Origin of the sequence: Hasllibacter halocynthiae (assembly GCF_003003095.1) — a bacterium.
Taxonomy (GTDB): domain Bacteria; phylum Pseudomonadota; class Alphaproteobacteria; order Rhodobacterales; family Rhodobacteraceae; genus Hasllibacter; species Hasllibacter halocynthiae.
This window is the reverse complement of sequence record NZ_PVTT01000001.1, coordinates 457,733-474,090: the sequence shown is the minus strand read 5'-3', so window position 1 is coordinate 474,090 and position 16,358 is coordinate 457,733. Positions and strand designations below refer to the sequence as shown.

At 70.8% G+C, this 16,358-nt stretch carries 19 protein-coding genes; 10 read left to right on the top strand and 9 right to left on the bottom strand.

Annotated elements, in window-relative coordinates; all coding sequences use genetic code 11:
- The first annotated feature begins 53 nt into the window (after positions 1-53).
- Entirely contained in the window at positions 54-854 is an 801-nt protein-coding gene (gene xth / locus BCF33_RS02385) for an exodeoxyribonuclease III (RefSeq protein WP_106159333.1), read from the top strand.
- 79 nt (positions 855-933) lie between these two features.
- Here xth and BCF33_RS02380 read toward each other — a convergent pair whose 3' ends face one another.
- Positions 934-2,076 carry an FAD-dependent monooxygenase gene (locus BCF33_RS02380; RefSeq protein ID WP_281260009.1) on the bottom strand — a complete coding sequence of 381 codons (1,143 nt, stop codon included), beginning with the start codon at positions 2,074-2,076 and terminating at the stop codon, positions 934-936.
- A 61-nt stretch (positions 2,077-2,137) separates the two neighbouring features.
- Positions 2,138-2,560 carry an RNA polymerase-binding protein DksA gene (dksA, locus tag BCF33_RS02375; protein ID WP_106159332.1) on the bottom strand — a complete coding sequence of 141 codons (423 nt, stop codon included), beginning with the start codon at positions 2,558-2,560 and terminating at the stop codon, positions 2,138-2,140.
- Positions 2,561-2,729: 169 nt separating this feature from the next.
- Here dksA and BCF33_RS02370 point away from each other — a divergent pair, with 169 nt between their 5' ends.
- From BCF33_RS02370 to BCF33_RS02355, 5 genes are all read left to right on the top strand, one after another.
- Entirely contained in the window at positions 2,730-3,575 is an 846-nt protein-coding gene (locus BCF33_RS02370) for an AAA family ATPase (protein ID WP_106159331.1), read from the top strand.
- 142 nt (positions 3,576-3,717) lie between these two features.
- Positions 3,718-4,170 carry a GNAT family N-acetyltransferase gene (locus tag BCF33_RS02365; protein ID WP_106159330.1) on the top strand — a complete coding sequence of 151 codons (453 nt, stop codon included), beginning with the start codon at positions 3,718-3,720 and terminating at the stop codon, positions 4,168-4,170.
- Complete coding sequence (locus BCF33_RS02360) at positions 4,167-5,492, top strand: DUF2927 domain-containing protein (RefSeq protein ID WP_245883691.1); 1,326 nt, start codon at positions 4,167-4,169, stop codon at positions 5,490-5,492. Before BCF33_RS02365 ends, BCF33_RS02360 begins: the two co-directional genes overlap by 4 nt.
- 13 nt (positions 5,493-5,505) lie before the next feature.
- Complete coding sequence (locus BCF33_RS14165) at positions 5,506-5,676, top strand: hypothetical protein (protein ID WP_170073270.1); 171 nt, start codon at positions 5,506-5,508, stop codon at positions 5,674-5,676.
- Positions 5,676-6,860 carry a vWA domain-containing protein gene (locus tag BCF33_RS02355; protein ID WP_106159329.1) on the top strand — a complete coding sequence of 395 codons (1,185 nt, stop codon included), beginning with the start codon at positions 5,676-5,678 and terminating at the stop codon, positions 6,858-6,860. Before BCF33_RS14165 ends, BCF33_RS02355 begins: the two co-directional genes overlap by 1 nt.
- On the opposite strand, the gene BCF33_RS02350 is transcribed toward BCF33_RS02355, so the two are convergent.
- A complete protein-coding gene (locus BCF33_RS02350) occupies positions 6,857-7,384 on the bottom strand; it encodes a DUF421 domain-containing protein (protein ID WP_158259334.1) in 528 nt (175 codons plus the stop codon). The genes BCF33_RS02355 and BCF33_RS02350 overlap by 4 nt on opposite strands.
- A 77-nt stretch (positions 7,385-7,461) precedes the next feature.
- On the opposite strand from BCF33_RS02350, the gene BCF33_RS02345 reads away from it, so the two are divergent.
- On the top strand, positions 7,462-8,148 hold the full coding sequence (locus BCF33_RS02345) for a M48 family metallopeptidase (protein WP_106159327.1): 687 nt from the start codon (positions 7,462-7,464) through the stop codon (positions 8,146-8,148).
- A gap of 49 nt (positions 8,149-8,197) precedes the next feature.
- Here the strand turns inward: BCF33_RS02345 and BCF33_RS02340 are convergent, their stop codons facing one another.
- The gene (locus BCF33_RS02340; RefSeq protein ID WP_106159326.1) at positions 8,198-8,455 is read right to left on the bottom strand and encodes a DUF2312 domain-containing protein; all 258 of its coding nucleotides are present in this window, start codon (positions 8,453-8,455) and stop codon (positions 8,198-8,200) included.
- A gap of 102 nt (positions 8,456-8,557) precedes the next feature.
- Here BCF33_RS02340 and BCF33_RS02335 point away from each other — a divergent pair, with 102 nt between their 5' ends.
- From BCF33_RS02335 to BCF33_RS02325, 3 genes are all read left to right on the top strand, one after another.
- Positions 8,558-8,782 (top strand): hypothetical protein, encoded by a 225-nt coding sequence (locus tag BCF33_RS02335; RefSeq protein ID WP_106159325.1) that lies wholly within the window; start codon positions 8,558-8,560, stop codon positions 8,780-8,782.
- A 37-nt stretch (positions 8,783-8,819) separates the two neighbouring features.
- Positions 8,820-9,821, top strand: coding sequence for an ester cyclase (locus BCF33_RS02330; protein ID WP_106159324.1), 1,002 nt, complete (start codon positions 8,820-8,822; stop codon positions 9,819-9,821).
- 239 nt (positions 9,822-10,060) lie between these two features.
- Positions 10,061-10,495 (top strand): protein tyrosine phosphatase family protein, encoded by a 435-nt coding sequence (locus tag BCF33_RS02325; protein WP_342747413.1) that lies wholly within the window; start codon positions 10,061-10,063, stop codon positions 10,493-10,495.
- Positions 10,496-10,623: 128 nt separating this feature from the next.
- Here the strand turns inward: BCF33_RS02325 and BCF33_RS02320 are convergent, their stop codons facing one another.
- The 5 genes from BCF33_RS02320 to BCF33_RS02300 all read right to left on the bottom strand — a co-directional run bounded on the left by BCF33_RS02320 (position 10,624) and on the right by BCF33_RS02300 (position 16,278).
- A complete protein-coding gene (locus BCF33_RS02320) occupies positions 10,624-11,637 on the bottom strand; it encodes a FliM/FliN family flagellar motor C-terminal domain-containing protein (RefSeq protein ID WP_106159323.1) in 1,014 nt (337 codons plus the stop codon).
- 46 nt (positions 11,638-11,683) lie between these two features.
- Positions 11,684-14,362: a sensor histidine kinase gene (locus BCF33_RS02315; RefSeq protein ID WP_106159322.1), complete on the bottom strand. Its 2,679-nt coding sequence runs from the start codon at positions 14,360-14,362 to the stop codon at positions 11,684-11,686.
- Positions 14,363-14,366: 4 nt separating this feature from the next.
- Complete coding sequence (locus tag BCF33_RS02310) at positions 14,367-14,558, bottom strand: hypothetical protein (RefSeq protein ID WP_245883690.1); 192 nt, start codon at positions 14,556-14,558, stop codon at positions 14,367-14,369.
- A 64-nt stretch (positions 14,559-14,622) separates the two neighbouring features.
- The gene (locus BCF33_RS02305) at positions 14,623-15,030 is read right to left on the bottom strand and encodes a response regulator transcription factor (RefSeq protein WP_245883689.1); all 408 of its coding nucleotides are present in this window, start codon (positions 15,028-15,030) and stop codon (positions 14,623-14,625) included.
- Between the two features lie 96 nt (positions 15,031-15,126).
- On the bottom strand, positions 15,127-16,278 hold the full coding sequence (locus BCF33_RS02300) for a helix-turn-helix domain-containing protein (RefSeq protein WP_158259333.1): 1,152 nt from the start codon (positions 16,276-16,278) through the stop codon (positions 15,127-15,129).
- Positions 16,279-16,358 lie beyond the last annotated feature (80 nt).

Here is a 16,358-nt window from a genome sequence, read left to right as displayed (position 1 = left end):
AGGGGCCCCGGACAGGCTTGCGCGCACCGACCCGTCGCGCCATCCCCGGCTCCATGCGTATCGCCACCTTCAACGTCAACGGCATCAAGGCCCGCGCGCAGATCGTCGCGGACTGGTTGCGCGACAGCGCGCCGGACATCGCCCTCCTGCAGGAACTGAAATCGGTGGACGAGGCCGTCCCCCGCGAGGTCTTCGAGGACGCGGGCTACAATCTACAGACGCATGGCCAGAAAGGCTTCAACGGCGTCGCCATCGCCGCGAAGCATCCGATCGAGGACGTGCGGCGCGGCTTGCCTGGCGCGGAGGGCGCGGGCCGGGAGGGCGCCGACGACGAGGAGGCGCGCTGGATCGAAGCGACCGTCGTCGGGGACGTGGCGGTGCGGGTCTGCGCCCTCTACCTGCCGAACGGCAACCCTGCGCCCGGCCCCAAATACGACTACAAGCTGCGCTGGATGGAGAGGATGCGCCTGCGCGCGGACGAACTTCTCAGCACGGAGGAGGCCGTGGTGATGGGCGGCGACTACAACGTGATCCCGCAGCGGATCGACGTCGCCCGACCCGAGGTCATGGAGGACGACGCCCTCTTCAGGCCTGAGACGCGCGAGGCCTTCCGCCGGATCGAGAACATGGGCTACTTCGACGCGTTCCGCCTGCGCGAGCCGGGGCCGGGCCACTATTCCTACTGGGACTACCAGCGCGGCGCCTTCGACCGGAACGAAGGGCTGCGGATCGACCATCACCTCCTCAGCCCGCAGGCTGCCGACCTGCTGGCGGGCGCATGGATTGAGACCGCGCCGAGGGCGAAGGCGAAACCCTCCGACCACACGCCCGTCTGGATCGAGCTAGGCGCCTGAAAGGCCTGGATGGTCGGGAAGGCGGCCCGCGCCATGCATGATTGGCCCGGGGTTCCTCGGCAGGCAGCGGGAGGACCGCCTAGGCGGTGACGTCCGCGTCCCACAGCCAGCGGTAGCGCCGCAGGAGAAGCCCAGGGGCCAGCACGCTCGCGGTTCCAAGGGCCGCCCAGCCAGCCAGCCGCCCAGGCCCGCCCATGTGGTAGTTGCGCGCGTTGTCCCGCGCTGCCGCCAAGGCCCTGGCCACCCGGTCCCGCCGCGCCGCTTCCCAGCCCCGCAGCGCCCGGTCCAGGGTCGCGGGCGCATCGGTGGCGAGCGCCAGGCTCAGCGCATCCTCCAGCGCCAAGTTCGCGCCCTGCGCCAGGAAGGGCAGGGTCGGGTGCGCCGCATCGCCGATCAGCGCGACCCCCTGGCCGGTGAACGGCGGCAGCTTCGGCAGGGCGTGCAGCCCCCAGTGCGAGCAGGTCCCGACCCGCTGGAGAAGGCCAGCCAGGCCCGGAGATGCATCGGCGAAGGCCGCCCGCATCTCGTCGGGATCGCCGAGCAGCCGCCAGTCCGCCGCCCTCCACTCCCCTCGCTCGGCCACCGCGACCACGTTCCAAAGGGCTCCGCCGCGAAGGGGATAGGTCACCACGTGCCGACCCGGGAACAGGTGCACCGTCGCGACCGGATCGCCTGCCCCCTCCCCTTCCACGGTCGCGCGCCACGCCACCTGGCCGGTGAAGGCCGGTTCCGCACCGGGCGCCAGCGCGTCGCGTACGCGCGACCCGACGCCGTCCGCACCGATCACCAGATCGGCGTCGAGAAGCTCATTCTCGCCGCGCTGTTCGACACGCAGTGTCGGCCGCCGGCCCCGGTCGATCAGCGCCCCCACATGGCGGCCGAGGAGCAGCTTCACCCCCGCCTCCCGGCAAGCCCGTTCGAGGATGGAATGCAAGTCGGCGCGGTGGAGAAGACGGAAACCGTGCAGACGATCGAGAGGCAGTCGCGCCACGTCCCGGCCCGTTCGGCCGGATACCAGGCATACCGCCCGCGTCCGCTCGCCGGCGGCCTCCATCTCGGAGGAGAGACCGAGCGCGTCGAGCACGCGATGCCCGTTCGGGGAAAGCTGCAGGCCCGCGCCGACCTCGCGAAGGACGGGCGCGACTTCGGAGACGACGACGCGGCCGCCGAGCCGGGCGAAGGAGAGCGCTGCGGCCAGTCCCGCGATCCCGCCCCCCGCAATCAGGACGTCGCGGCCCCTGTTCGATCCTGCCGGCCTGTCCCGCGCGGCGGCCTCGGAGAGGTCAGTCGTCGCGATGGACGCGCTCGCGCCGCTCGTGCTTCTCCTGCGCCTCGAGCGAGAGGGTGGCGATGGGGCGCGCGTCGAGCCTCTTGAGGGAGATCGGCTCGCCCGTGGCCTCGCAGTAGCCGAACTCGCCCTCGTCGATCCGGCGCAGGGCGGCGTCGATCTTAGCGACGAGCTTGCGCTGCCGGTCGCGGGTCCGCAGCTCGAGCGCCCGATCCGTCTCCTCGGAGGCACGGTCCGCGACGTCCGGAATGTTGCGGGTGCCGTCCTTCATCGATTCGACCGTGTCGCGTGTGTCCGACATCAGGTCCTGCTTCCACGCCAGCAGCTTCCGGCGGAAGTACTCGATCTGCTTATCGTTCATGAATGGCTCGTCCTCGGCTGGACGGTAATCCTCCGGCAAGAAAACCTGGGCTTTCATGTGCGCGTCTTCTCCCTGGCGACCGGGCGGGGGGTGCCGGCCTTTCCCCGGCGCCCGTCTATCCGCACCAAGCCAGGGTGTCACTATGCTAAGACATGCCTCCGCAGGCGTTTGACGCCGGCTGCCCGGTGGCTTAGCGGCCCGGGCCGCACCGGATCGGAGGAAGTCCATGGCGCGCTTCGAGGGCACCGACAGCTACATCGCGACCGAGGGCCTCGCCGTCGCCGTGAACGCCGCCGTCGCGCTCGGCCGTCCGCTCCTCGTGAAGGGCGAGCCCGGGACCGGCAAGACCGAGCTCGCGCGGCAGATCTCGGCTGCGCTCGGCGCCCCGTTGATCGAATGGCATGTAAAATCGACCACCCGCGCCGCCCAGGGCCTCTACGAGTACGACGCCGTCAACCGCTTGCGCGACAGCCAGCTCGGCGAGGCGCGGACCTCGGACGTGGCCAACTACATCCGCCCCGGCAAGCTGTGGGAGGCGCTCGCCGCGGACGAACGCGTGGTCCTGCTGATCGACGAGATCGACAAGGCCGACATCGAGTTCCCCAACGACCTCCTTCAGGAGCTCGACCGGATGGAGTTCCATGTCTACGAGACCGGCGAGACAGTGCGCGCCCGCCACAGGCCCGTCGTGGTCATCACGTCCAACGACGAGAAGGAGCTGCCCGACGCCTTCCTGCGCCGCTGCTTCTTCCACTACATCCCGTTCCCGGACGAGGCGACGCTCAGACGTATCGTCGAGGCGCATCATCCGGGCGTGAAGGACGCGGTCCTGGAGGCCGCGCTCGAGCGGTTCTTCGAGCTCCGCGAGACGCCCGGGCTGAAGAAGAAGCCCTCCACCTCCGAGATGCTCGACTGGCTGCGGCTGATCCTCGCCGAGGACCTCGCGCCGGCGGACCTGCGCGCGCGGGGTGGCGACGCCCTGCCCCCGCTCCACGGGGCGCTGCTGAAGACCGAAGCCGACCTTCACCTCTTCGAGCGCCTGGCTTTCATGGATCGGGGCACGCGCCGCTGAAGGGACGACCGTCGAAAGGTCGGGCCGTCGAGATCCACGTGCGCGAGGATAAGGGGAAGGCTGGCCCGGCCCTGCGCGAACGCACGGAGCGATCGCCCCGCGGGACGGGACAGATCCGCCCCGGCATCGTTAGGCTAGGGTCATGGAATCATCGGGCCTCGCCATCCGTCCACTCGCACGCGCGGACCGCGCGGGCTGGGGACGCCTCTGGGAACACTATCTGGCGTTCTACGAGACGACGCGCCCCGCATCCTACTTCGATGCCTATTTCGAACGCCTTCTCTCGGGCGATGCGCACGATTACCACTGCCTCCTCGCGGTAGTGGACCGCCCCGTTGGCCTCGCCCACTACTGCCTACACGCCCATGGATGGCAGGCCGAGCCGGTGTGCTACCTTCAAGACCTCTTCGTGGACCCAGCCACCCGGGGAACGGGCACGGGCCGCGCTCTGATCGAAAGGGTCTACGTCAATGCCGACGGGCGCGGTGCCAAGGGCGTGTACTGGACCACCCAGCATTTCAACGCCGCAGGTCGGCGCCTCTACGACCGCGTAGGCGAGCTGACGCCATTCATAAAGTACCAGAGACCGTCGTGATCCGTCCGGCAGCCCTTCTGGTATCGACCCTCCTCGCGGCCTGCGCGCCGGCGCCGGAGACGACGCGCGCCGTGCCGATGCACTTGGCGCTGCCGGCGATGCAAACATTCGGTCCCTCTGCACCGGGACCCCTGCGCCGCTCCAACGCGACGATCGCGCGGGACTTCCTCGACCTGCACTTCGCGCTGGAATCGGGTCGGACCCTGCCCCGCCTGACCCGTTTCGAAGGCCCCGTCACGCTGCGCCTCGTCGGCGCGCCGCCCCACCTTGCAGGCGAGGCGGACCTGCTGACGCGGCGCCTGCGAGACGAGGCCGACGTCGACATCCGCCTGGACACCGCGGGCGATCGCACGATCACGGTGCAGATCCTTCCAGGGCACGTGGTGCGGCGCATCGTGCCCACGGCCGCCTGCTTCGTCGCGCCGCGCGCCTCCTCCTGGGCGGAGTACGAAGCCGGCCGCCGCGCCGGCACGACCGACTGGGCCGCCCTCGCCGAGCGCCGGCACGTCGTCGTCTTCATCCCCTCCGACCTTCCCCCGCAGGAGCAGCGCGACTGCCTGCACGAGGAGGTGGCCCAGGCGCTCGGCCCGCTCAACGATCTCTGGCACCTCGCGGATTCGGTCTTCAACGACGACAACTTCCATGCGGTCCTGACGTCCTTCGACATGCTCGTGCTGCGAATGACGTATGCCCCCGAGCTGCGGTCGGGCATGTCGCGCGAGGTCGCCGCGGCCGCCCTGCCGCGCATCCTCGCAAGGCTGAACCCGCGAGGCGGAAGCGTGGACCTGACCAACCCTGCCACCGATACCCGATGGTCGGCCTTGATGGCGGCCGCCCTGGGGCCCGGGCAGGCGAGGGTGCGGCGCGAACGCGCCGTCCGTGCCGCCGAGGAGGCGCGGCGCTTCCCCGACACCCGAAGGGCCTTCGCCCTCTACGTGTACGGCCGGCTCTCGCTGTCCGTCGATGGCAGCGCTGCGCTTGCCGCCTTTCTGCAGGCGGGCGAGATATACGCCCGCGCCGACCTTCCCGTGCAGAGCGCGCATGTCGCGGTCCAGATGGCTGCCTTCGCCCTCTCCGCCGGTCGGCCCCGGACGGCGATCGCCATCGCGCGCCAGCACCGTCCCGCTGCCGATGCCGCGCAGAACGCCTCCGTCCTCGCCTCGCTCGGCCTGATCGAGGCCGAGGCGCTGAAACTCCTCGGCCGCACGGCCGAAGCGGAGGCGCTGCGCGTGGACAGCCTCGGCTGGGCGCGATACGGCTTCGGTTCGGGCACGGCCTTGGCGGCCCGCGTCGCTGAGATACGGGGCTTGGCGCCTCGCTAGAGGGGATTCAGTCATGCCGCTCTTCGTGCTGGGATTTGTGATCGGCGGCTTCCTCGGCGCACGCAAGGCGAAGGCCCTCGGCGGCAAGGCTGCGGACATGGCCCAATACGCCGCCGGCTACGGCATCGCCTTCGGCCTCGTCGGCTTTCTCGTCGCGGTGGTCGTCACGCGCCTGTCGTCCTGATGCTTCTGACCTTCTTCCACGCCCTTCGGGCGGAGGGAAGCGGCACCACCCTGGGCGAATGGCTCGATTTCCTCGCGGCCCTACGGGCCGGCGAGGGGGGCCTGACCCCGGACGGCTTCTACTGGCTCGCCCGCACCGCCCTCGTGAAGGACGAGACGCGGATCGACCGGTTCGACCGCGCCTTCGCCCGCACGTTCGAGGATGCCGGGGCCGTTCCCATCGGGGACGTGCTGAGCGCTGCCGCGCTGCCCGAGGAATGGCTCCGCAAGCTGGCCGAACGGCATCTGACGGAGGAGGAGCGTGGCGCCGTGAACGGCCCCGGCGGCTTCAAGGCGCTGATGGACCTTCTTCGCAAGCGCCTGGAGGAGCAGGAGGGTCGTCATCAGGGCGGCTCGAAGTGGATCGGCACCGCCGGAACCTCGCCCTTCGGCGCCTACGGCTACAATCCCGACGGCGTTCGGATCGGTCAGGACACGTCGCGCCATCGTCGCGCCGCGAAGGTCTGGGATCGGCGCGAGTTCCGGGACTACGACGACACGCGGGAGATCGGCACCCGGGCGATCAAGATGGCGCTCCGGCGCATGCGGCGCTGGGCGCGGGACGGGGCCGCCGAGGAGCTGGATCTCGCCACCACCATCCGGGAGACCGCCCGCTCGGGCTTCATCGACGTCCGCACGCGTCCCGAGAGGCGGAACGCGGCGAAGGTCCTCCTCCTGCTCGACGTCGGTGGGTCGATGGACGACCATGTCCGCGCGGCCGAGGATCTCTTCTCCGCCGCTCGCGCCGAGTTCGCGGATCTCGGCACGTTCTATTTCCACAATTGCCCTTACGAGACCCTTTGGCGAACGGCCCGGCGACGCCCCGACGACGCCGTGCCGACCCGGGCGGTCCTGAACGGCCACGGGTCGGGCTGGACCTGCATCGTCGTCGGCGATGCCGCCATGTCGCCCTACGAGATCGCCTTTCCCGGCGGCGCCAACGAGTACTGGAACGAGGAGGCCGGCGAGGTCTGGCTGCGCCGCATCGCGGAAGCCTGGCGTCGCTTCCTGTGGATCAACCCCGTTCACGAAGACGAATGGCGCCTGACCCGATCCACGCAGATGATCCGCGCGATAACGGGCGAGGACCGGATGGTTCCGCTTACGCTCGAAGGGCTGACGCGCGGCATGCGGCTTCTGGCCTAGGCGGCGGTGCCTTGCCGCGGCGGCCCCTCAACGCCCCTGACCTCGACGAGAAGGTCCTCCTCGGGCATCTCCTTGAGGATCGACGTGTCGCCTGTCGTCTCCAGGACCATCAGCGCCACCTCGGAACGATCCGATATGCCCGCCACCCGCAGCTTCTGCCGCAGATCGTCGTCCGTGATCCGCGCCGTCCGCAACGCGTCGTGCCGCACCGTGCCGTTCCGCATCAGCACGAGGGGCTCGTTGTCGCTCCAGCGCTGAACGGCCGGGGCGCGGGAGCGGACGATGCCGACGAGCCATTGGACCCCGATCAATCCGGCCAGCCCGATCGCCCCCTGCCACCAGGGGATCGTGTAGTTCAGGACGGTCGCCGCCAACGTCGATCCGACCGCGACCGTTGAGATGAAGTCATGCGCGCTCATCTTAGCAAAGGTCCGGAGGCCGGAGATGCGCACGTAGAGCATGATCAGCGGGATAAGGATCAGGGCATCCGTCAGCGGCGTGATCCAGTCGGGGATGTCGGGCATGGGCGTCTCCTTCTCCGGGCGAATGGGCCGCACCCTGCGGGGGTTCCCTCGGGCCATACGATCCCCATTCTCAGGTCATGCTCAAGCTGACCCCAATTCTGCTGGCAATCGGCTACGCGCTTCTGATGTACCGCTTCTCCGCATGGCGCACGCGCAAGGAGCTGGACGCGAAGTCGACCGAATTGGCCGACAGGCGCCTCCTCGGTCTCCTCTCCCCCATGGCCGAGGCGCTCGACGTCGAGCGGGTGCGCGTGATGATCTACGAGATCGATCCTGTGAACGGCCTCGCAGCGCCGGACGGGCGGATCTTCGTCACCCGAGGCTTTCTGCAGAAGTACCAGCAGGGCCTCGTCACGGCGGAGGAGCTGGCCAGCGTGATCGCCCACGAGATCGGGCACGTGGCGCTGGGCCATTCCCGCCGCAGGATGATCGACTTCTCGGGCCAGAACGCCATCCGCGTCATCCTGATGGGGCTGGTAGGACGTTTCGTCCCCCTGATCGGGCCTTTGATCGCGAACGCGGTCGTGGGCCTCGTCGCCGCCGGCCTCTCCCGCAAGGACGAGTACGAGGCCGACGCCTACGCCACCGCGCTCCTGGTGAAGTCCGGGATCGACACCGCCGCTCAGAAATCGCTCTTCCGCAAGCTCGAGCATCTCACGGGCGGCGCTGGAGGCGGCACGCCGGCCTGGCTGCTGACGCACCCCAAGGTCGACGAACGCATCGCGGCGATCGAGGCCAACGAGCGGCGATGGGGTCTGGACTGATGCGCCGTCGCCCCGGGCGCCCGGGCGGCGTGGCGGCGCATGCTGCGCGTCACATCCCGAGCGCTTGCTTGTACATGTCCAGGACCGCCTCCTCCTCGGCGATGTCGTCCTTGTCGCGCTTGCGCAGCGCGATGACCTTCCGGATCACCTTGGTGTCGTAGCCGCGGCCCTTGGCCTCGGCCATGACCTCCTTCTGCTGGTCCGCGATGTCCGCCCTCTCCTGATCGAGCCGCTCCCAACGCTCCACGAACTGACGCAGCTCCTCGGCGGTCACGCGATAGCTCTCCGGCGTCTCCGATCCATCCATCTCCTGCCCTCCTCGCAGCTTGGGGGGTCGGCGTAGACTGCCTGGATGCAAGTCGCCAGCGGGATGCTTGCCGGGCGCCGAAGGCCGGCCTAATGGCGCGGCATGGCAGCCACGATCACGCTCTGGACCGGCGTGGCCCTCACGGTGCTGGGGCTCGGCGGGCTGGTCCTCTCCATCTTCCGGGTCGCGCGCGCGCGCCGCGTGGCGGGCGGGGACGACGACGCGCTGCGCGCCGCGCTCCTGCGCATCCTGCCGCTGAACCTCGGCGCGCTCTTCGTGTCCGCGCTGGGGCTGATGATGATCGTCGTCGGGCTCTTCCTCGGTTGAGGCGCCCCTACCGGTCCCGAAGGAGGAAGCGCCGGACATGATCGAGGCCGAAGCCCTGAAGCGCACGGCGCGCGACCTCCTCCTGCGGCTTGCGGATGGGGCCGATGCGGATGGGATCTACGCCCCCGGTGCGGTGCTCCATGTCTCGCAGCCTTGGGGACGCCTCGCGGGTGCGGCCGTGCCGCGCTTCGTCGCCGAGCTGCGTGCCGCCATTCCCGACATGACCCGCCGGGACATAGTCCTCGCCGGAGGGACGAACCGCCCGGACGAGCGGTTGGCCGGACCACGCCGTCCATCCCTCGTCGCGGCGATCGGGACGCTTTCGGGCACCATGCGCGCCCCGCTCAGGGGCATCCCGGCGACGAACGGCACGGTCCATCTGCGCTACGGCGAGACGCATGCCGTCGAGGGCGGGCGCATCGCCGAGTCACGGATCATCCTCGACCTCGTGGACCTCGCACGGCAGTGCGGCACCCCTCCCCTTCCCCCGTCGCTCGGAGCCGAGCATCTTTGGCCCGGTCCCGCCACGGGCGACGGCATCCATCGCGCCGGCCCATGGGCGGGGCCGGATGCGCTGGAGACGGTGTTCGCCATGCACGAGGCCCTGCACGCCTTCGACGGACAGGACCTCGATTCGATGCCGCACGCGGACCATTGGACGCCGGACTTCGATTACATGGCTGGCGGGGGCATCGGCGCGATGAAGGGTCTCGCAGGCTTCCGCGCCTGCCATCAGATTCCTTTCCTTCGGGCCTTCCCCGACCGGGCTTCCGAAGGACATCACGTGCGCCTGTCCGACGGGCCCTACGCCGTGACGGGCGGCGCCGTGATCGGCACCCATTCCGCCGAATGGCTGGGCATGGCGCCGACAGGGCGGCGCGTGCGGATACCCGTGATGGACTTCTACCGCGTCCGCGAGGACGGGCGCATCGCGGAGAACTGGCTGCCCATCGACGTGGTCGGAGCGGCGACCGACATGGGCGTCGACCTTCTGGCCCGTGTCCGCCATCTCGCGGGTGAACGGCGGACGAAGCTCTAGACCGCGTTCGGCGGCTCTGCGGGCGTCCTGATCCGTGAGGCATGCGGCTCTGCCATCGATGCTTCCACGCCCGGTGCCCTTGCCGGGCATCGGCCTGAGCGGTCCGAACCATTCCTATGGCGATGCCGGCCGCCGTTCGCCGTATCACGCGGGCTGCCCGATCGGTCGAAGGCATGCGGGCGACCCCTGGGCTCCGTTCAGCGCCTCGGGGGGCTGGCCTGACGACCTTCCGCCCGGTAGTGATCCAGCCCATGCCGATCCGCCCGCTGACAGACCGCCACGCCGTCTCACCCCAGATCGAGCCTGAGGATGTTCCCGTTCTCGCCGCTGAAGGGGTGACCGCCATCCTGTGCAATCGGCCCGACGGGGAAGTGCCCGCTGGCCTTCGTGCGGCGGACCTGCGCGCGGCTGCCGAGGCTGCCGGCCTCGCCTTCGCCGAACTGCCAGCTCATCACGCCGAGATCGGGCCGGAGCTTGCGGCGCGGCAGCGGGCCGAAGTGGCTCGGCTGTCGACCGAAGGGAGCGGGACGGTCTTGGCCTACTGCGCCTCCGGCACGCGCTGCACGATCCTCTGGGCACTGGGCGAGGCGGGTCATATGCCGGAGGAGGAGATCATCGCCAACGCCGCAGCGGCCGGCTACGACCTCGGCGGTCTCCGCGGCCGCTTGGGCTGACCCCCCGATCGGAGGCTTGGTCGGAGCATCTCGAAATGCTCGGCCGGCGCGAGATCTCGAGACAGAAAGGTCCAGGGCGGCGCACCTTGCTGGCCGCTACGGCGCAATCGTCCGCTGATGGACGGGCTTCACGAACCTGCCGGCTCGCCGGCCTCGGAGGTCGGGGGATCGTTTCCGGGTGCTGGCGTGGAATGGCCGCCGAAGGCCCTCGTGCTCGGCTCGCCGTCCCTCTCATCCGGCCGGTCCTGTTCCTGCAACGCCCCGGAAACAGGCTGGATGGGCCGCTCCAAGCCGAAGGCGGTGCCCATGACGTCCGCGGGCGAGAGGACGTCGGGCACCGATCCGTTCGGACGGCCGGTGCCATGCAGGCGGAGCGCGCGCACCGTTCCTGCCCGCCCGACACGTCCACTGGCGATAGAACGGCCTTTCGCTTCCAACGTGGCGCCCGACAACCCGATCCCGTTCAAGGGCAGCACCGTCCCCACGGTCAATCCTTCGATTTGCGCCAAAGGTATCCGCGCGCGCGCCAGCACCGCGCGGAGGGGCGCGCGGCTGCCCTTGCGCGACAGCGGCACCGGCCCGCCCGAAAGGTCGGGCGCCATGCCTTCCCGCCCCTCGACTGGTCGCAGGAGCACGATCCGTCCATCCACTCCTTTGCCCGCTAGGTGCAGCTCGATCCGTTCGTAGAGGCCGGGTTCGAGGAGGATGTTCAGCGGGCGGGCCGGGCGCGGTCCGGCGGATAGCCACGACGCCACCTCGTCCACGAGCGCCAGCAACTCCGCCGCGAACGATGCGCAGAGCGCGCCGGCGGCGATACCCCCGCCGGTCGGCGCGGTGCCGGCCAGCGGACGGCCGGTCAGGCGCCACTCCGCCACGGCATCGGCGAGGTTCGGGGTGAACACGGCGAACCCGTCCCGCGGGGCATTCTCTGCCGAGAAGGCCAGCAGCGGTCCTTCGGGCAGGGGCGCGAGGCGCTCGCGCTCGCCGAGGACTATGTCGAGGTTCCTCGGCACCAGAGGCATTCCGGTCCAGCGCTCGGCGAGACGCGGCACCGCCCCCATGACAGCCGCCCTCGCGGGGGTGCGGGCGGCGGAGGGGCGGCGCAGGAGGCGCGGCAGGAGGTCGGGCGCGGCGAGGGCCATGTCGATCTCTTGCCCGCAAAGGGTTGAGAAACCGTTTAGCCGCCCGTCATTCGGCCGCCTCGCGATGTCCGGCCGGGGCGACGCGCCGCGGCAGGCGCACCCGAAATGCCGTGCCGCCCTGCCCCGGCAGGTAAGCTATCCCACCCCCCAGGCGTTCCATGATCTCGCGGCTGATGGCGAGGCCCAGCCCCGCCCCGCCAGCGGCGGCATGATCGCCGAGGCGAGCGAACTTCTCGAATATGACCGTGCGGTCCGCAGGCGCGATCCCGGTGCCGTTGTCCACCACGTCGACCAGCACCTCGGCGTCCCGCCGCCTCACCTCGAAGCGCAACTCCGGCGATTCGGCGTCGCAGTACTTGCGGACATTCGTCACGAGATTCGCGAAGACCTGCACCAACCGGTCCGCATCCGTGAAGAGCGTCACCCGCTCGTCCACCGGATCGCGCCGCACGGCAAGGCCGTGCGTTCCTGCCGCGAGCAGCGCCCGATCGATCACGGCGTCCAGCCGCGCCTCGGCGAGGTTCAGCCGCACCTGCCCGTTCTCCAGCACCGAAAGATCGAGAAGGTCGTCCAGCAGCCGCGTCAGGCGCATGGCCTCGTCATGCACCGTGCCAGCATAGCGCGCCCGCTCCGCGTCGGAGAGGTCGTTCGACATCAGAATGTCGGCGAAGGCCCGGATCGAGGTCATGGGGGTCCGCAGCTCGTGGGAGATCTGGCCGAGGAACGCATCCTTCTGGCGCGCCAGCCGGGTCAGGGCGGCATTGGCATCCCGCAGGCCCCTTGCCGCCCGCTCGGCCTCCTCGGTCTTCAGCTGCAGCGCATGCGACTGCTCCAGCACCTGCGCCGTCTCGTCGGCGACGGCCACCAAGTCGGCGACCGAGATCGCCCGCCGCCCCATGACCTGCGCCATCATGGCGTCCGCCGTCGCGCCGCCGACGCTTCCGGCCAACTCGCGCTCCAGCGCCATCAGGAACTCCGGCGTCGGGTCCGGAAGGTAGCCGTCCTGGCCCTGCCGCGCGGCCCAGCCCCGAAAGAACGCCTGTGCCCTGCCCGGCCCCAGCAGACGCTGGGCCATCACCATGAGCGCTTCCGGATCGGCGCCGCGCGCGTCGTCGGCCCCGGAGGCGCGGCTCTCGAACACGCCGGTGAAGGCGGCGCCCTGAAGACGCTCCAGAGGGGTGGGAAAGGTCACCAGCGAGACGGCCACAAACGCGAAGGAGTTCAGGAGCATCGACAACACGAACGCATGGACAACCGGATCCATGCCGGACAGCCCGAAGAGGCTTGTCGGCCGCAGCCAGCCCATGGCGAAGGGGCCATCTACCATGACCGCCGCAGGAACGATGCCGTCTCCAAAAGAGGGAAGGAACAGCGTCCAGGACCAGACCGCGAAGCCGGTCACGAGGCCTGCGGCGGCGCCCCAGCGGGTACCGCCGCGCCAGAAGATGCCCCCCAGCAGCGCCGGCAGGATCTGCGCCACCCCGACGAAGCTGACGAGGCCGATCGCTGCCAGCGCCTCGCCCCCATCGGATGCGCGCCAATAGGCCCAGCCGAGCAGCAGCACCGCGCCGATGGCGACGCGCCGCGACAGCACCGTCGTGCGCCTCACGTCGCCCGACAGCGCAGCCCCGCCCCCTTGCGACCAAAGCCACATGGGCACGACGATATGGTTCGATACCATCGTCGCCAGCGCCAGCGCGGCCACGATCACCATGCTCGTGGCGGCCGAGAAGCCGCCCAGGAACGCCAGCAGCGCGAGCCATTCGCGCCCGGCGGCCATTGGCAGGGTCAGCACGAAGAGGTCGGGGTTCGCGTCCGGCGGCAGCGCCTCGAGCCCAGCGACCGCGATCGGGACGACGAAGAGCGACATCGCGAACAGATAGAGGGGGAAGGCCCAGGAAGCGGTCCGCAGGTGCCCCTCGTCCGCGTTCTCGACGACGGCGACGTGGAACATGCGCGGCAGCGTGAGGAAGGCCGCGGCGGCAAGCGCCATGATGCCGACCCAGCGCCCCGGAGCGACCGCCGCCGGCAGGTCCGAGGCGGAGATTCGCGCCATGGCCGGTCCCGGACCGCCGAGGACCTCGAAAGTCACGAAGAGGCCGACCGCGACCAGCGCGACGAGCTTGACGATCGCCTCGACGGCTATGGCAGTGACCACGCCGTGATGGCGCTCGCTCGCGTCGAGTGCGCGCGTGCCGAAGAGGATGGTGAAGAGGGCGAGGCCCGCCGCCGCCCACAGCGCGAAGGCCTGGAGGTCCTCGAACGCGGGCCGCGGGTCGCCGCCGAGGACGGCGAAGGACACCGTCAGCGACTGCAGCTGGAGGGCGATGTAGGGCATCGTGCCCACCAGCGCGAGCAGCGTCACCCCCGCCCCCAACGGCCCTGACTTGCCGAACCGCGAGGAGACGAGGTCCGCGATGGACGTGATCCGCTGGACCCGCGCGATCCGGACGAGTTTCCGAAGGCCCCACCACCAGCCGATCATCACGAGGGTCGGCCCGAGATAGATCGTCGCGAACTCCAACCCCGAACGGGCGGCATAGCCCACCGCGCCGTAGAACGTCCAAGCGGTGCAGTAGACCGAAAGGGACAAGGTGTAGACCCATGGGCCTCGCAGCCAGCGGGCACGTCCCTGCCGGGCCCTCGCCTCGGCCAGAGCCGCGATCGCGAAGAGCAAGGCCCCATATCCCAGCGCAGCCGGAACCACGAAGGACTGCGCGGTCATCACGCTAGTCCTCGCCGGCGGGCGGCGGGCGGCCCAAGGCGCGGGCGAGCATGGCCGCGCCGAGGATCAGGATGATCCAGCCTCCGAACAGAGCCGCCGTCCGCCCCGCCAGCGAGGGCCCTCCCTGCACGGGCCACAGGATCGGCACGGCAAAGAAAGCGATACCCGCGAACGGCAGCAGCCGCACCGCGTCCACCAACCGCCGGCGCCGGTATGAGCGCCTTTCGAGGAAGATCGGCGACGCGCGGCGGACCAAGGCGCTAGTTCGCCTGCGGCGCGCGCGCGAGGGTGTCCAGCCGCTCGACCACCTCGGCGTTCGAGAAGGGCTTCGTCATGAAGTCGTCCGCCCCCAGCGCCAGCGCCAGCGCCCGGTCCTTGTCCTGCCCTCGCGCGGTCAGCATCAGCACGGGCAACGCCGCCGTCGCCGGATCGGCACGGAGGGCCCGCAGCACGTCGAAGCCCGATCGGCCCGGCAGCATCACGTCGAGGATGGCGGCATCGGGCGGGTCCTCGGCCAATCGCTCGGCCGCCGTGGCTCCGTCACCGATCACGAAGGGCCGCCAGCCCGCGCGCGACAGGATGAAGCGCAGCGCCTCGCGGATGTTGGGCTCGTCCTCCACCAGCGCCACGCGCCGCGGGCGGTCCGGGCCGTCCTGGACACCCATCATGCGATCCGGCCTCCCCCCCGAAACGACGGGCGCAGCGTGCCGGGCCGAGGGGCGCGGCGCAAGAGGGCGCGAGGGTCGCCTGCCGCCACCACGCGATCACCCCGCCCCCGAGATCGCCGGCCGGCGCCGCGCGGGGCAGTCGGTCCTGGGGCAGAGACGGCAGCCAGGGCCGACGGCGCGACGGGGGGAAGGCCCGCCGCCCAGGGCCAACGCCATAGCGACTTCGGTGACCGGCGGGCCGTCCGCGCCGAACGGCCACCGCCGCGCGGCTGCCGCGTGCGCCGTCCAGAGCCGGCCGTCCGGCGTCTCGAGCGTGGCCGTCACGGGGCGGCCGGGATCGCCCAGCGCGTCAAAGAGCGGCAGCAGCCCGCATGGCGGCCCCGCGCGCGGCCAGCCGAAACCGTCCGGCGGCAGGCGCAGCAGCGGCGCGCCGGTCCCGTCGGCGAGGATGAGGCCGGCGCCGGCCTGCCGCCCCACACGTCGCACCGCCCGCACCGGATCCCCGTCGCCCTCGAACGGGTCCGCGGCGCCGTCCTCGGCGTCGCCCGCGTCCTCCAGAAGGGCGACGAGCGCTTCCGCGATCTCACCTGCCGGTCCCTCGGGCCGGGTGCCGCCCTCGGCGATCCAGCGCTCGGCGGCCTCCCGCGCCGTGACGACCACACCGTCCTCGGCATCGGTCCCCCGGGGGCGCAGCAAACCCGACAGATCCTCCGCCGCCGCTCCGAGGCGCAGCGCGTCCTCGCGGATGTTGCGCAGGAAGCGGCGCTGCCAGTCGGGGTCGACCTTGTCCCCCGCGAGGATCGAAGCCGACGCCCGCACCGCAGTCGCCGCGGAGACGATCTCGTGCAGCGAGGTCGCCAGCGCCGGATCGTGCGCGATCCGGTCCGAAAGGGCTCGCAGCCGCTCCTCCGCCGCGGCGATCCTCTCCGCCTGGCGCAGCGTGAACGCGGCCCATCCTGGGAACCGTGCCGCGAACGCGTCCGCAGGCTCGTCCGCGGGCAGGGAACCGGATCCGGCCAGAGCGCGCAACGCCTCGACCTCGGCGCCGTCTTCCAGCCCCCCGGGATCGACGCCGAGCGCACGGGCCGCCCGCTCGAGGAGGGGCCCGCCGATCCGGCGGCGGCCATGCTCGATGAGGTTGAGATAGGATGGGGAGATGCCGCAGCTGCGCGCCAGTTCCGCCTGCTTCAGCCCCAGCGCGAGACGGCGCCGACGGATGGCGGGACCGGCATTGCCCTTCGCGCTCATGGGACGGCTTCCCGATAACCGCTGCGGATCATCGTCTTGCCGCGTGTGCATCTCGATTCCCGCCGCGTCGCGTTGATAAC